At 57.3% G+C, this 14,924-nt stretch carries 12 protein-coding genes and 5 pseudogenes; 10 read left to right on the top strand and 7 right to left on the bottom strand.

Annotated features, from left to right (window positions below):
• Positions 1–6: 6 nt before the first annotated feature.
• Positions 7–953 (top strand): IS630 family transposase gene (locus tag AC3ANX_RS15895; RefSeq protein WP_488334218.1). Its coding sequence is split into 2 segments (ribosomal slippage): positions 7–343 and positions 343–953, totalling 948 coding nucleotides; the frame shifts between segments, so codons are not numbered across the junction.
• Between the two features lie 205 nt (positions 954–1,158).
• On the opposite strand, the gene AC3ANX_RS15890 is transcribed toward AC3ANX_RS15895, so the two are convergent.
• The gene (locus AC3ANX_RS15890; protein WP_488334223.1) at positions 1,159–1,947 is read right to left on the bottom strand and encodes a hypothetical protein; all 789 of its coding nucleotides are present in this window, start codon (positions 1,945–1,947) and stop codon (positions 1,159–1,161) included.
• Positions 1,948–2,312: 365 nt separating this feature from the next.
• Here AC3ANX_RS15890 and AC3ANX_RS15885 point away from each other — a divergent pair.
• Positions 2,313–3,492, top strand: a pseudogene (locus AC3ANX_RS15885) (IS3 family transposase).
• 17 nt (positions 3,493–3,509) lie between these two features.
• On the opposite strand, the pseudogene AC3ANX_RS15880 reads toward AC3ANX_RS15885, so the two are convergent.
• Both AC3ANX_RS15880 and AC3ANX_RS15875 read right to left on the bottom strand, forming a co-directional pair.
• A pseudogene (locus AC3ANX_RS15880) lies at positions 3,510–3,781 on the bottom strand (IS3 family transposase); the annotation flags it as partial.
• A 146-nt stretch (positions 3,782–3,927) separates the two neighbouring features.
• Positions 3,928–4,685, bottom strand: a protein-coding gene (locus tag AC3ANX_RS15875) for an IS5 family transposase (protein ID WP_488334222.1) whose coding sequence is annotated in 2 segments (ribosomal slippage) — positions 3,928–4,352 and positions 4,352–4,685 — 759 coding nt in all. Because the reading frame shifts where the segments join, the coding sequence is not laid out codon by codon here.
• Positions 4,686–5,059: 374 nt separating this feature from the next.
• On the opposite strand from AC3ANX_RS15875, the gene AC3ANX_RS15870 reads away from it, so the two are divergent.
• From AC3ANX_RS15870 to AC3ANX_RS15855, 4 genes and pseudogenes are all read left to right on the top strand, one after another.
• Positions 5,060–6,313, top strand: a complete 1,254-nt coding sequence (locus AC3ANX_RS15870; RefSeq protein ID WP_488334221.1) for an oligosaccharide flippase family protein — start codon at positions 5,060–5,062, stop codon at positions 6,311–6,313.
• On the top strand, positions 6,313–7,311 hold the full coding sequence (locus tag AC3ANX_RS15865) for a glycosyltransferase family 2 protein (protein ID WP_488334220.1): 999 nt from the start codon (positions 6,313–6,315) through the stop codon (positions 7,309–7,311). Before AC3ANX_RS15870 ends, AC3ANX_RS15865 begins: the two co-directional genes overlap by 1 nt.
• On the top strand, positions 7,304–8,404 hold the full coding sequence (locus tag AC3ANX_RS15860; protein WP_488334219.1) for a glycosyltransferase family 4 protein: 1,101 nt from the start codon (positions 7,304–7,306) through the stop codon (positions 8,402–8,404). Before AC3ANX_RS15865 ends, AC3ANX_RS15860 begins: the two co-directional genes overlap by 8 nt.
• Before the next feature lie 235 nt (positions 8,405–8,639).
• A pseudogene (locus AC3ANX_RS15855) lies at positions 8,640–8,839 on the top strand (transposase); the annotation flags it as partial.
• Positions 8,840–8,932: 93 nt separating this feature from the next.
• On the opposite strand, the gene AC3ANX_RS15850 reads toward AC3ANX_RS15855, so the two are convergent.
• A protein-coding gene (locus AC3ANX_RS15850) for an IS630 family transposase (RefSeq protein ID WP_488334218.1) occupies positions 8,933–9,879 on the bottom strand; the annotation gives its coding sequence in 2 pieces (ribosomal slippage) (positions 8,933–9,543 and positions 9,543–9,879; 948 coding nt in all).
• 115 nt (positions 9,880–9,994) lie between these two features.
• Here AC3ANX_RS15850 and AC3ANX_RS15845 point away from each other — a divergent pair.
• The 4 genes and pseudogenes from AC3ANX_RS15845 to AC3ANX_RS15830 form a co-directional block, all read left to right on the top strand.
• Positions 9,995–10,351: a transposase gene (locus AC3ANX_RS15845; RefSeq protein ID WP_488334217.1), complete on the top strand. Its 357-nt coding sequence runs from the start codon at positions 9,995–9,997 to the stop codon at positions 10,349–10,351.
• A 12-nt stretch (positions 10,352–10,363) separates the two neighbouring features.
• Positions 10,364–10,558: a hypothetical protein gene (locus AC3ANX_RS15840; RefSeq protein ID WP_488334216.1), complete on the top strand. Its 195-nt coding sequence runs from the start codon at positions 10,364–10,366 to the stop codon at positions 10,556–10,558.
• 156 nt (positions 10,559–10,714) lie between these two features.
• Positions 10,715–11,473 (top strand): IS5 family transposase, encoded by a 759-nt coding sequence (locus AC3ANX_RS15835; RefSeq protein ID WP_488334215.1) that lies wholly within the window; start codon positions 10,715–10,717, stop codon positions 11,471–11,473.
• 218 nt (positions 11,474–11,691) lie between these two features.
• Positions 11,692–11,895, top strand: a pseudogene (locus AC3ANX_RS15830) (IS3 family transposase); the annotation flags it as partial.
• Between the two features lie 487 nt (positions 11,896–12,382).
• On the opposite strand, the gene AC3ANX_RS15825 reads toward AC3ANX_RS15830, so the two are convergent.
• The 3 genes and pseudogenes from AC3ANX_RS15825 to AC3ANX_RS15815 all read right to left on the bottom strand — a co-directional run bounded on the left by AC3ANX_RS15825 (position 12,383) and on the right by AC3ANX_RS15815 (position 14,856).
• On the bottom strand, positions 12,383–13,279 hold the full coding sequence (locus AC3ANX_RS15825; protein WP_488334214.1) for a HEPN domain-containing protein: 897 nt from the start codon (positions 13,277–13,279) through the stop codon (positions 12,383–12,385).
• Between the two features lie 195 nt (positions 13,280–13,474).
• Positions 13,475–13,711 carry a DUF2274 domain-containing protein gene (locus tag AC3ANX_RS15820; RefSeq protein WP_488336972.1) on the bottom strand — a complete coding sequence of 79 codons (237 nt, stop codon included), beginning with the start codon at positions 13,709–13,711 and terminating at the stop codon, positions 13,475–13,477.
• Positions 13,711–14,856 (bottom strand): annotated as a pseudogene (locus AC3ANX_RS15815) (TraB/TrbI/VirB10 family type IV secretion system protein). The gene AC3ANX_RS15820 and the pseudogene AC3ANX_RS15815 overlap by 1 nt, the downstream one beginning before the upstream one ends.
• Positions 14,857–14,924 lie beyond the last annotated feature (68 nt).

Below are 14,924 nucleotides of genomic sequence, written 5' to 3'. Positions count from 1 at the left end.
GGATGGATGGGCCGAGCGTTATCGCGTGATCTTCGGGATCGTGTCATCGCTGCTGTCGAAAGCGGGGTGTCTTGCCGGCAGGCGGCAGAGCGGTTCGGCGTCAGCGCGGCAAGCGCGATCCGCTGGCGACAGCTGGTGCTCGCTCATGGCACGCCGGCGGCCAAGCCGCAGGGCGGTGATCGCCGAAGTCCCAAGATTGAGGACCATGCCGCCTTCATTCTGGAGGCGATCGAGCAGCAGCCGGATCCGACGCTGGCAGAGCTTTGTGGGATGCTGGCCGAGCGTGGCGTGAGCGTCAGCATCGCCACGCTCTGGCGCTTCTTCGCCCGCCACGGGATCACGCGCAAAAAAAGACCGGCCACGCGACGGAGCAAGATCGTCCCGACGTCCTGAAGCGTCGCGAGGAGTGGTTCGAGGGCCAGCTCGATCTCGACCCCGACAAGCTGGTCTTCATCGACGAGACCTGGGCGTCTACCAACATGGCGCGGCGCCATGGTCGCTGCCGGCGGGGCCAGCGCTTGCGCGCCGGCATCCCCTTCGGACATTGGAAGACCACGACCTTCGTCGCCGGCCTGCGCCGCACGGGCATGGTAGCACCCTGGGTGCTCGACGGACCAATGAACGCCGATGCGTTCCTCACCTACGTCACGCGCGTGCTCGTGCCGGAACTCGGCCGCGGTGACGTGGTCGTGATGGACAACCTGTCGAGCCACAAGGCGCCGGCCGTGCGAGCCGCCATCGAAAGCGTTGGCGCAACGCTCCTCTTCCTCCCGCCCTACAGCCCAGACTTCAACCCGATCGAGCAGGCCTTCTCCAAGCTGAAGGCGCACCTGCGAAAAGCGGCCGAGCGGACCGTCCATGGCCTATGGAACGCCATCGGTCGCATCCTCGATCTCTACTCGCCCCAGGAATGTGCCAACTACTTCGCCGCCTGCGGCTACGATGCAGACTGATCGAAAACCGCTCTAATGTCCGAAGTGGACGGAGGGTTTCTGCTTTCGGCGTACCCGAAATGCATTCTGCATCCGACGATCGTCAACATGTGGATGACCACGCGGCTTCCTGGTCAGCAGTCACTCACTGGAATGGCGTTTTCCCGCCCGCGCTGATACCATGATCGTTAAAGGATATTACGCCAACCGTGCAAAACAAGAAGATTCATATTGGGTACAAATCGCCTACTACAGCGATCTCCTCTTCTGCCCACGATCCGTTCGTGGTGAAGTAGAAGTTTTCACCATCGATATTGCTTGTTCCCTCTTCCGTGGGATTTTTGCTACAGCGGTAGAAGTCTACACGGAGCCTTTTGCCATAGACAGTCTCGTATTCTATAACGCCAGCTATGATGAATTTCTTTCTCTGAGCTAAGACGGAGCGAATGGAGTCGACATCTGCAAAAAATTTACGATCATTTATCGATATGGCTTGTCCGGGACCAATTTCATCAAACTGGTACCTATCTAGAATTTCGGTGGGAAATGGCGTAAATTCGTAATTTTCGTCGGCGATGAAGCCTCGGATAACCTTACGAAATTTCTTGGCAGGAGTTTGGCCGTTATTGATAAGACGAATAGAAAATCGGGCTCGCTCCGGATTGCCAATTGGAAGAGTATACATGGCGTTGGTTAGTGTAAAATATGCGCGCTGTTGCGATTGACCAGTTTCTCTGGCAATGGCGTTGGCTTCTGAAGCTCGCGCCAACCCTTTGCTGGACAACAGAATGCTGACAACCAATCCGAACGTCCCAAAACTGCTGATTAAAACATTCAATCCCGACCAAAATAGACCCTTTTCGACGGCTTCTGTGGCTCGCCACTGAGCACATAACCCGAGTGCGGCGGTTCCGCTTGGTGTTTTACAAGGCTCGGGGTGGTCGAGGTTCGCCGCGTAGGTACGGCTGTAGGCTTGCCGTGCAACTGACGTGATGCTTGAGCTTGTCTGATTCAATGTCACCGCGTAACAACCGAGGCCAAACGAGCAAAGCGCGAGCGCGATTGTCGCAAGGAGAAGGCCAACACTTCGACTTAGCATTTTTGCAAAACCTACGTAGTTCGCGATCGAGTTCTTTAATCAATGTTGGAACGAACTGCTGCCGGTCCAATGGGCACGAGGATAAGCTACCAGCGTCTGGTGCTCGAAGTCCATGGGGCTGGAACAGCCTAGCACTACTTTGGCAAAAGTTGGGAATGTTCAGTCGCTAGGCATCCCCCGTGATGAGGAGAATGGCGCGGCGGGGCGCGCGATAAGCGGTCAAGGATAGCTTGGCTGACGTGCTCTCCAGAAATCATGGCATTGTTAAGTTAGCTCGTCAGATGGAGACGAGTGATACGGCGAGGCCGATTATCGAGGATCAGCTCATTGGCGTGCTGCGCGAGCATGAAGCTGGCGCGAAGACCACCGAGTTGTGCCGGAAGCACGGGATCAGTGACGCGACGTTCTGCAACTGGAAGGCGAAGTATGGCGGCATGACCATGTCGGAAGCGGCGCGGCTGCGCAAGTTGGAGGACGAGACCCGACGGCAGAAGAAGCTACTGGCGGAGTCGATGCTCGGCGTGTCGGCTTGAAGGATCTGCTGGGAAGAAACTGATCCGGTCTGCGGATCGCTAGCTGCGTTGGAGAAGCTGATGGCCGTTCACGGCTTTTCCGAGCGTCGCGCCTGCAGGCTGGTCGGGGTCAATCGGTCGGCGTGGCAATACGAACCGCTTCGCGGGCGGAGCAGCCTAAGGTCGCAGCGATGCGCAGCATCGTTGGAAAGGCTGCGGCGGGAGGGCGATGCTGTCCGCGAACGAATGCGCGAGATCGCCAACGAGCGCCGTCGGTTCAGCTATCGCCGACTGGCGATCCTGCTGCGGCGTAGGGAAGGGCATGAACCTGAAGAAGGTGGATCGGCCGTATTGCGAGGAGCGGCTGACGGTGCGCAGGAGTGGCGGGCGCAAGCGTGCGCTGGGCACGCGGGCGCCGATGGCGATCCCGCAGGAACCCGACCAGCGCTGGTCGCTTGACTTCGTGTCGGCCTTGGCCTGCGGCCGGCGGTTCGGTATGCTGAACGTCATTGAAGATTAAAGCCGGGAGTGCCTGGCGTGCATCGTCAATACCTCGCTGTCCGGTCGGCGCGTCGTCCGCGAACTGAGCGCCATCGCCAAACGTCGCGGGCTACCGTGCATGGTGGTCAGCGATAGTAGCACCGGGTTGACCAGTCACGCCGCCCTTGCTTGGTGCCAGGGCACCGGAATCGAGTGGCATTACATCGCGCCCGGCAAGCCGCAGCAGAACGGCTTCGTCGAAAGCTTTAAGGGTCGCTTGCGCGACGAGTGTCTGAACGAGCACCTGTTCCTACCGCTGGTTGCGGCGAGACTGATCATCGAAGCATCGCGGACGGACTACAGCACCGTGCGTCCGCACGGCAGTCTTGGCGGGTTGGCACCCGCCGAGTTTATGAACCGCACCCGCCCAGGGCATATGGACACCGTAGCTAAGTTATCAGCGGCCTGAAAACGGGAAGCACATTACTTCGCACGATTGCGCGTGCGATACGTCATTGGCGTAATCTCTTCGGTTTTCAGCGATGAGAAGAAGCTCTCCAATGAGCATCATCCCAATTATCTTACTGATCGCTCATCGATCAGGTTGCGTAGTAATCGGCCGTAAGTCGCTGGAACGGCTCGCTCGTATGTTGGCTTCTCCAGCTGGATTGGTGCAGCAGAGCGTCGGGTTTTCCGCGTCCTTAGATCGCCCTAAACACCGCACCGGTCATAAGCTGAACGGTCGCTGTGTTGCTCATCACCGCGAGCGCGGGCTCTGGACGCGAGAAAAACCGGGGGTGGAAGCCGCCGCCCGACACACCGAGCGCTTAGCAGATCCACCATGTTGGCCAACACGGATGTTCAGCGGGAAGAGCTATTGTGCGGTTGCTAGGGTCACGACTCGTTAATTGAGCCAGAAGATGACGGTTGCGGCGATGCAGATGGCTGACATGAAGGTATGCGCGCAGCGATCATAGCGCGTGTGGATACGCCGCCAATCCTTGAGCCTTCCGAACATGTTCTCTATTTTGTGGCGCTGCCGATAGAGTGCGGCGTCGTGCGGGATTGGCGTTTTGCGGTTCGTCTTTGAGGGGATGCAAGCCATGATCTTGCGCTTGGCCAGCGCAGCGCGAAACCCGTCGGCGTCATAGCCTTTGTCGCCTAGCAGCGCCTTGGCCCTGGGCAAGGCGTCGAGCATGAGGGCGGCACCCTTGTAGTCGCTCATCTGGCTTTCGCTCAACAGCATGACGAGCGGTCTGCCCCTGTCATCGCAGACGGCATGGAGCTTCGAGTTCAGGCCGCCCTTGGTGCGTCCAATACGTCGGGGAACAGACCCTTTCTTAAAAGGCTTGCAGCCGTCCGGTGCGCCTTGAGATGCGTGGCGTCGATCATCATCTGGTCAGGCTTGCCGCCTTTCGCTGCAAGGCCTGCAAAGATCTTGTTGAACACACCAAGCCGGCTCCAGCGGATGAACCGATTGTAGATCGTCTTCGGCGGCCCGTACTCGGCTGGCGCGTCGCGCCAGCGCAGACCGTTTCTGATCACGAAGATGATCCCGCTGATGATCCGCCGATCATCGACCCGAGGCACCCCGTGCGATAACGGGAAATACGGTTCAATGCGGCGCATCTGCGCCTCCGACAACCAGATCAGATCACTCATGATAGCGCCTCCTCGCACCACCACTGAATCAATCAATCGCAATCTCCGCAAGCAATTTAATAGGTCCTGAGCCTAGTTTCGTTCGGCTCGCGCGGTCCTCCCCCCCAAAAAAAGCGCGAAACAGCCAGCTTCCCTTCTCACGTCGGCCGCTATCGATCGGGCGTCATGCTCAGGGGAAGCGGATTTGGTTCACATGCTCAGGGTTGGTTTTACGTCAAAAGCAATTTAAACGTCTCCCTGCTCGCTGGCTAGCGTCGAGATCTTCGAAAGGGGTCAGGCAAACTGGTCATGGTATTTTTTCTGAAGTGGTCTGAGTGGAAAATGTCTCCAGCTTCGCTACGCCCCCTCGCTGCGCGTGTACGTGGTGAAAGGTCATGATGCCACTCCTCCCGAATTTGATAAGAAGAGTTGCAATATTTTTGGTCGGCAGCGTTGTCGCGCAGGGCTTGGCTGCGTTAAGTGGCCTCCTCCTTGCTCACTGGCTGTCGATGGAAGACTACGCGGTTTACACAGTTATGATAACTGTGACAGGAGCTATGACCCTTCTAACAAAAGGTGGAACTCACTTAGGTTATACCGCGCTGCTGGGAAAGCATTGGGCCGATGCTGAGCGAGTCGATTTAATCGGAAAGGCTGCGCTCTCAGTGCGTCGGCAGCTTTCTATATTGATGTTGCCTCCCATAGTGCTAGTGACAGCGTCGTTGTTGCGAAGTAATGGCAGTTCTTACGTTAGTACAGTGGCTTTGCTGCTTTTGCTTATTGCAAACTGGAAGTTCGACATGTCTACTCGTGTGGTAGATCAAATACTGTTCTTTGCAAAAAAGACGTCCAAGGTGCAGTTGCTTGACACTCTACTAAGTTGCTTAAGGTTGTTTGCGCTTGGTACTATGTTCTTTTGTGGGATTCTAAGTAGCGTCCTGGCAATTCTTGTTACTGTGTCTGTTGCTGGTCTGCGAGTTCCATTCATAAGGCGCTGGATTTCAGAGCTTATTCCTGAAAGTACCAAGCCGGCTCAATCAGACGATTACAAGTTTATCAAGAAAACCGCATTCCGCCAATTGCCAACTGAGTTATTCACTGTATTTCAAAGTCAGATTATTTTATTCGTACTTACATTTACATCGCATTCAGCAAGTGTGGCGGAGTACGGTGCTTTAACCAGAATATCGCAGTTGATGCTGCCATTGCAAGCCTTGAGCTATTCCTTCTGCATTCCCGCGTTTGCCAAGGTGCAAGCCAAAATTTTGCAAAACCTTTTTGGGTACACACTGATTTGCGCGCTTCCGGCGTTTGGCTTGGCAGTATTTTCCTGGTATTTTCCAAGCTATCTCCTACTTTTGATCGGGAGTAAGTATGAACATTTGGGAGGGGCATTGTTCGCCGTTACTTTAAACGCTGCTATATACAACGCCGTAGGCATCTTTTGGAGCCTAATCGCACACCGCGGTTGGAACAGGTTCGCTTGGATCCAGGTAGCTACAGGGCTTCTCTGGTGCGTTATAGCGCCATTTATTCTTGATCTTAGATCGTTAATAGGCGCTATTTGGCTGCAGATTGGGTTTTCCTTGGGTATATTGCTCTCGTCAGCTGTCGAGCTGGCGCTTAGAGCGGAAGGAAAGGGCAACTAATGACTTCCGACACGAAGTTGAATTTCAGTGTTGTTATACCGACGTTCCGCCGCTTGGAACTTCTGCAACGAGTTGTAGAAGCGGTAGCGCAAGGTGCTTTACGGCCAACAGAGATTTTGGTTGTTTATAGACCAAGCGATGATCCCGCTACTGCTAGTTGGCTCGATAGAGAGTCGAAAGCCAACCCTTTGGTGGTTCCCCTGCCGGTGACCAAAGTTGGAAAAGTGGCGGCACAAAATGCAGCTTTACAGCAAGCTGCAGGCGAAATTTTCGTGATGCTCGATGATGATAATATCATCCGGTCAGGATGGCTGGAGACAATTTTAAGTCATTTTTCTGATCCTCTAGTCGCAGCGGTAGGAGGTCACGATGTTGTTCACGGGCCTGGCGGAACGGATAGTCTGAAGCCAACAAAGCTCGCCGGTTATCGAAATTTTTGGGGCAAAATCATCGGTCAGCATAACACTGTCTGCGGCCCACCTCGGAGTGTTGATGTCTTAAAAGGATGCAATTGGGCGATCCGTCGTAGCGCGATTGGAACATTACACTTTGATGAGCGGCTTCTGGGGATAGGAGCGCAGGCGGGCGACGACTATTGGTTTTGCTTAAACCTCCGTCGAGCTGGCTGGAGACTGATATTGGATCCAGCCGCCGTTACCGATCATTTCCCCGCTTTTAAACCGGACTACCAGCAAGGAGAATGGACTCAAAAAAAGTGCTACGAATGGACCGCTAACATAACCGCTCATAATTTAGCTTTTCTAAGTTTCTGGGAGAGGCTGCGATATTTCCTGTTTTCGGTGTTGATCGGCGTTCGTCATTGCCCTGGTGTTTATTTTACTGTCCACAGTCTCCTAAAGAGGCCGCGTGCACTGTCGGGGCAACTAAAAGGTGGGTGGTCCGGATTTATTAAAGGGATTCACCTGGCAAAGGAGTTCGAAAGACAGCCTCCAGGATTTGCAGCTAATCCTCCAAGCGGAAGTCAAATGCGTGAATAGCAAAAGAAAAGCTGTTATTTTCATTGGGCTATCTGCTTACGGGGAGCATGGGGGAATACAAAGGTTCAACAGGAGGGTTATCTCTGAATTAGAAACTCTGCCTATTTCTTTCACGGCCATCTTGAAGAATGATGCCGCTAGGGCAGGGTCCTCTAATCAAGCGGGACCGATCATTTCATGTCGTGGGCGCTATTTGAATTTCATTTGGTCATTTTTTAAATTCATTTTTTTTGCTAACGTTCTTTTCATCGGCCATGTTAATTTGTTACCTTTTGCCGCCGTTGCAAGGATCATTAACCCGCGTTGTAAGGTTATTTTGTTCGCGCATGGGATAGAGGTCTGGGGAGAGCGACGCTATCGCTCACCTCGTCCGGGGGAAGGTTTCGCGATACGTCGGTTCGTCGACACCGTAGCTGTCGTTAGCAACTACTCAAAAGCTAAGATGAGCGCTGCCTTCAAACTCCCCGATGATATCTTCGTTCTTTTCCCTAATACCGTTGACGTAGGAAAGGTGAAACCTCGCGGCCTTGGCACTGGTGGGGGGTGCGACGTGATTTGCGTGTCCCGTCTCGGCGACAACGAGTTGGAAAAGCATGTTGATAAGCTCATTCGGGCCATGCCGTTGGTTAGGCGTGAAATCCGGAACGCAACGCTTCACGTCGTTGGTGATGGAGCTATGCGGCCAAATCTGGAAGCGCTGACTAAATCGGTTGGCGCGACCGAATCCGTGTCGTTTCACGGGTTTGTTGAGGATGCTCGCTTGGAAGAGCTCTACTGCGGATCAGACGTTTTCGTGCTGCCTTCGTCGAAGGAAGGATTCGGTATTGTCTTCTTGGAAGCTTGGGTACGTGGTAAGCCCGTTATTGCATCCAAACACGGAGCCTCCGCGGAGGTTGTTGAAAATGGGGTAGATGGTTTTACCGTCGAACCGGAGGATATTAGCGAACTAGCTTTAGCAATAATTTGCCTGTTGGAGAGTCCCGCTCTCAGGAAAGCCTTCGCTGAAGCTGGCTTTTCTAAAGTGGTGGAGCGCTACTCAACTGAGAATCTTAAAAAAAATGTTTATGACTTGGTCTTCTTGAAGGACCGTTAGAAATGCAGCGGTTTGACGATCGAGCATTAATTCGGTAGGTCGGGGGACGCAGCTTGGCTCATCATTTATAACGTTCTTGTGAGTGCGGACTGACGAAAATTTCGATGATGGCGATGGGGTAGCGCTCACGGAACGATCTGGCGGCGCTGACGCGTCCAGCGCGGCGTGTAAGGTGTGAGCTGCTGCCGGTTTCGTGGACACCGAGATAAGGTGTTTTTGGAACCGGAGGGTCGAGATGCAACGACGGAAGTTCGGCCGGGAGTTCAAGCTCGAGGCGGTGAAGCTGGTGCGGGAGCGCGGGGTATCGGTATCGCAAGCCGCCCGCGATCTGGATCTGCACGAGAACGTGCTACGCAAGTGGTGCGTGAGCAGGCAGCGGACCCAAGATCGGCGTTTTCCGGCCATGGGGTGATAAGACCCGAGCAGCAGGAGATATAGCGGCTGATGACGGACAATGGTGTGACCTGCTCGATGAGCCGGTCGGGCAACGTCTGGGACACCGCGTAATTGATTTAGAGCGGTTTTCGATCAGTCTGCATCGTAGCCGCAAGCGGCGAAGTAGTTGGCACATTCCTGGGGCGAGTAGAGATCGAGGATGCGACCGATGGCGTTCCATAGGCCATGGACGGTCCGCTCGGCCGCTTTTCGCAGGTGCGCCTTCAGCTTGGAGAAGGCCTGCTCGATCGGGTTGAAGTCTGGGCTGTAGGGCGGGAGGAAGAGGAGCGTTGCGCCAACGCTTTCGATGGCGGCTCGCACGGCCGGCGCCTTGTGGCTCGACAGGTTGTCCATCACGACCACGTCACCGCGGCCGAGTTCCGGCACGAGCACGCGCGTGACGTAGGTGAGGAACGCATCGGCGTTCATTGGTCCGTCGAGCACCCAGGGTGCTACCATGCCCGTGCGGCGCAGGCCGGCGACGAAGGTCGTGGTCTTCCAATGTCCGAAGGGGATGCCGGCGCGCAAGCGCTGGCCCCGCCGGCAGCGACCATGGCGCCGCGCCATGTTGGTAGACGCCCAGGTCTCGTCGATGAAGACCAGCTTGTCGGGGTCGAGATCGAGCTGGCCCTCGAACCACTCCTCGCGACGCTTCAGGACGTCGGGACGATCTTGCTCCGTCGCGTGGCCGGTCTTTTTTTGCGCGTGATCCCGTGGCGGGCGAAGAAGCGCCAGAGCGTGGCGATGCTGACGCTCACGCCACGCTCGGCCAGCATCCCACAAAGCTCTGCCAGCGTCGGATCCGGCTGCTGCTCGATCGCCTCCAGAATGAAGGCGGCATGGTCCTCAATCTTGGGACTTCGGCGATCACCGCCCTGCGGCTTGGCCGCCGGCGTGCCATGAGCGAGCACCAGCTGTCGCCAGCGGATCGCGCTTGCCGCGCTGACGCCGAACCGCTCTGCCGCCTGCCGGCAAGACACCCCGCTTTCGACAGCAGCGATGACACGATCCCGAAGATCACGCGATAACGCTCGGCCCATCCATCCCGGCCTCCTTCGCCAGCACGGATCGTGAATCAGAAAACGGGTGCCGTGTGAATCCCCAACAATTCAGCCCCGACGAAAACCGCTCTAGCTCATCACCGCGCGGACATCCATGGCCAACCAGCTGCGCGGGCTCCTGAAGCTGTTCGGCGTGTGTACGGGCACCGCCAGAACACCGGGCCGGCCTGCCGAACGCCTAGCTGCTTTCTATGCCCAGCGCCCGGATTTGAACGCCCTGTTTGCTCCGCTCATTGCATCCATGGAGGCAATTCAGGAGCAGCTGCGCGCATACAATCGCCTGCTCAACGACCGCGCAAAAGCGTATCAGGTCTGCGCCCGGTTAATGAGCGTTCCCGAGGTTGGGCCGATCACCGCGCTCACCTACACCTCGACCATCGAAGATCCGCGCCGTTTTGCCAGAAGCGACGATGTCGGCGCCTATAGAGGGCTTGTGCCCCGACGCAGCTAATCGGAAGATCCCATGTTGCGCAAAGCGCTTTACGAAGCGGCCAACGTCGCGCTGACCCGGGTCAAGCGGCCGTTTGCCCTCCAGGCATGGGGCAGGAAAATGGCCGAAGCCAAAGGCGCAAGGCGTGCCAGAACGGCCGTCGCGCGGAAGCTCGCCGCGTTACTCCATTCGCTTTGGCTGAGCGAGGCGGAGTTTCGCTGGGCCTGAAATCCAGCGTTCCTCATCTCGATCAGCCATGCCCGGACGATCTCGTCGGCTTTGTAGAGGGGCAAACCTCCTTGGGACTCAGAGGCCGTGTCAGAACGGATGCGTAATGGTGAACGATCGAGCCTCGATGTGATTCCGAGGGTTGCGAGACCGACCTTGGATGACATCGTGTGGAACCCGATCGGCCGCGCGCAGCATAGCCGCGCAGGGCTGCGCTATGGAAGCGATATGACCGATGCTGAGTGGGCCATTGTCGCTCCGCTGCCGCCCAGGCCAAGCGATCGAGGACGGCGCCGGCGCTGGGAGTGGCGCGAGGTTCTCGACGCGATCTTCTATGTGCTGCGAGCAGGCTGGCCGTGGCGCTTTCTGCCGGACAGCTTTCCACCGTGGCGCACTGTTTATCGATGGTTTGGCGAGCTACGCGACACTGGCGGATTTGAAGATCTGAACCACCTCCTCGTACAAATGGACCGCGTTCGTACCGGACGCGAGCCGATGCCCTCAGCAGCAGTGATCGACAGTCAGATCGTAAAAACAACGAGGCTGGCGGACCGAACGGCTACGATGCCGGCAAGAGGATCAAGGGCGCAAGCGCCATGCTATGCCATCGTCGACACCGATGGCCGTCCGCTGGAACTGCTGGTCCATCCCGCCGATGTGCAGGACCGCGACGGTGCCGTGCCGCTGCTCAGGATGTCGCGCGGCCGGCACCCCTTCGTGAAGCTCGCATATGCCGACAGCGCCTATGTGAGTTCCCGCGTTGCCATGGCAACAATCATCGGCATCGAGATCGTCCGCAAATTCGCTGATCAGACTGACCTTGTCGTTCACCCGCGCAGGTGGGTTGTCGAGCGGACCTTCGCTTGGCTCAACCGCAATCGCCGCCTCGCCAAAGAGTTTGAGCAAACCATCTGATCCGCCACCGCTTCCTCTATGCCACCTCAGCGATGATGCTCATCAGGCGCTTGGCTCGTTACGCATGAGATTCGAAACGGGCCCTTGGAGACGTCCGCCTACTTCCGCTCGGCCGCGATCATGAAGGCTCGGATGAAAAGCTGCCACAGCTGTCCAGCGTCCTCAAACAATCATTGGCGAACGGGAAAAAGGAAGAACAATGCGAAAAACAATTCGACAACAATGCTGCCATGGAGAGCTTTTTTCTCCTCGCTGAAGATCGAGCGGATCGGAGGATCGGGCGCAAAACCTACCCCACGCGCAATCACGCGAAGGCAGACGTGTTCGATTGCATCGAGCGCTTCTACAATCCGACGCGACAGCACTCGACCTTGGGCTATCTCAGCCCCATGGACTTCAAACGGCAGACGCAGGTAGCTTGACCTCGTGCCTACCAGACCGGCGGCAACTGAGTAAAATGTTAATGCTTGCCCTCGCTTGCTGAGATAATTGGATGCCATGCTCGCGGCGACGTTGTGGACTTACGCCGCCGTCACCTGGCAGAGCGTTTCGCATGTTTACCGGCTGGCTTACGTGACGCTATGAAGCCCGGCTGCGTCGCTGCAGCAAGATCGATTGTGTGTTAGCAGGTGCGATGCAAAAACCACTTTGGAGTGTCGTCGGGTTCACGATCTATACGCTGTTGGCAGTGGTTGCTATCCTCGTCATCGTTGTGCTGACGACTTTGCGACTATGAGCTGAACTGCGTGTTCACGCACCAAGTTCCGCCACCAAGACGTCCTCCGACATCCAAAAAATTACAACCACGCCATCGCTTTAAATCGTCTTGATTAATCACCAAATAGTTTAGGGAGAAAGTTTTGATTTGCTATAGTTAAATTAGGGGAAGAATATCTTAAATCTATTTACTTACGCGAAATTGATTCGGTACTCGCAAATCTGTTGAACTAACTCTTGTAAAACCTGAACCCTATCACTTAACCATCGCAGTTCTCCGTCACTTATTTCGTAGTGCGGCGAGTAGCGTGCGTTGATGTAGGCTTGCCGCAGCAGATCGAAGCATCGGCGGCTGGATCTATCCTTCCGGGGCCAAGCCGCGATCAGTTCCGGCGCAACCTCCTCGCATTGGGACCGAAGGAAGTTCAGACGATGCGATTTCGGGCTATAAAGAGTTAGGACCAATAGAGCGCAATGGTAAAAGCGCTCGGCCGCTTGATGTAGCTCGAAAGCTGCGATCTTACCCCGCCCGTTCTCGATGGCGTGTAAGGCTTGCGCGTAGAAGCCAGATGCACTCGCGAACCATTCGTCGAAATGTCTTTGAGCCTCAGAAAGGGCCTCCTTCGGCGGTAGCCTGCGCGGCTTCGCAAATGAGAAACCCTCCGCCTCGTAAAGCGCGACACCCTGCTCAACGATATCGATGAAGAACGGCCGACCACGTTCGAGCTGGGCATTCACGTCGTTTAGGCAATGAACAATCAAGTTAGCTGGCGCGCTGAGCGTATCGGTTATGGTCACGTCGCGCATCAGCCGATCCTCGGCTGGGGACCAAAATTCAAACTCGGTGAGGCGATCGTCACTGACGACGATCAGGATGTCATAGTCGGATTTGTAGCCGCCGATTGGATCATCGACCCAATCGCCGCGCGCATAGGAACCGTAAAGAACGATTTTGAAAATGCGACCCTGCTTGGCCCATTTCTGGCTTCTACGCGCGTGAACAGCCTCGAACTCCTCGAACAGCACGCGAACAATATGCGCCAGCTCGCGCTGCTTCGATTGCGGCAAGTGGTCGAGCACGTCACGCATGCGTGCATTCTAACAAAAAGCCGAAGCGCCTGCACCGTCAAAAAAAGGTTTGATCATTTCACAAAAAGCGACATTCCTCGACCTGCGTCACCGCGAACGGTGGTCGGCACGGCCACGGGGCGGACCGTGGCCGCCCACGCATCGAAGGCGTACAGCATGGCTGCGCAAGCGACCACGCGCGTCTATCTCTGTCCCTCAGATCGCGTCAGCGTGGGCGATACTGCGCCGCGCTCTCGTAAACGCCTGGTCGGTGGCCATGAACATCGCCAGCATGGGTGCGATGAGCTCTTCGGCCGGCTGATCGCGCTGTCCGATCTCAGCGGCGTGCGCCGCGGCATAGGCCGTGAGGTCGCGAAAGACCGCCGCCGGCAGCTCGACGGACACCTTGACCGGACGATCCTCGACCAGAGCGCCAAGCTTGAGCTTGCCCATCATTCATCTCCATCGTGTGAGGGCGTCAGCACAAGATCGTGCGTGACGATGACCCGAAGCGGATAGCCGGGCCGGATCGTGAGGGTGGGCTGGATGTTGAGCTGGCGCCGGACGATCTGCTGGCCCGTCTGGCTGATCGTGTCGGACGTGCCCTGACGCACCGCGCGCACCAGATCGCTGTCGGCGCTGCCGCCGACCTGTGCACCGACGCCGAGGATGGTCGACAGCAACGCCGCTTTGGCGATCCCGGCCCAATGATAATTGGTGCTGTCCTCGAGCCCGCCAAACCCGGCCGCGTCCGCACCCGGCTTTCGCTCGATCGCGACCTATCGGTCATCGGGCAGGATCAGTCGGGTCCAGGCGAGGAGCACGCGGTTCTGGCCGAAGGAGACCTGCGAATCCTATTTGCCCATCAGCTTGGCGCCCTGCGGGATCAGCAGCAGGCGGCCGGTCGGGCTATCATAGACATTGGTGGTGACTTGGGCGGTGATCTGGCCGGGCAAATCGGAGCGAATGCCGGTCACGAGCGCAGCGGGGATCACGCTGCCGGCCTGCAAGATGTACGGGAACGGCAAAGCGTGGAGGCGGTCCGGACTTGCCGCGCGGCGGTCGACATCGGCATTGACGAAGGCACGTTTGCGCGCCTGATCGTCACCACTGTCGGCCACTGGCGCCGGCGCGCCTCGCTCCGCCAGGGTATCACCGAGCGGAGATGCCACAGGCGCCGCCGCAGCCGCCGTGGCAGAGCCGACATCGGCGCTCCGCTCGCCGAGGAACAGCGTGCTCGTGCGCGCTACGTCGCATTCCTGTTGAGCGCACTGCCGGGCCGCCTGCGCGACAGTGATGCCGGTGGCACGCGCGGGTGCAGGCTCGCCTTCAGGCGACGCCTGGACGCCGACGCCGCGTTGCTCGGCCGAGAGGATCGGGCGCTCAAGATCACCCGGCAATGTTAGGCCGAGCGTAGGGATCTGGGCGTAGTCCTTGAGCGCTAATGCCAGGCTCTCGGCGATCGCATGGCTTGCGGCGTCGTACAGCTCGGACGGCACCTTCCGGATCGTCGGTCGCAGCGCGAACAGCACCGCGCTTGGGACGATAACGCTGGCAATCAAAATGAGAATCGCTAGTGCCTCGCGCGACAGGCGCATCAGGCGCGCTGGATCGCCGCGCAGCCGGGGGTCGGGCGGGGGGCGGGGCCACCGCTTGCGCAGCTGCG

The sequence above is a fragment of the Sphingomonas sp. BRN-1R genome, assembly GCF_057748035.1.
Note: the sequence above shows the minus strand (reverse complement) of the source record. Positions and strands in the feature narration are given on the sequence as shown.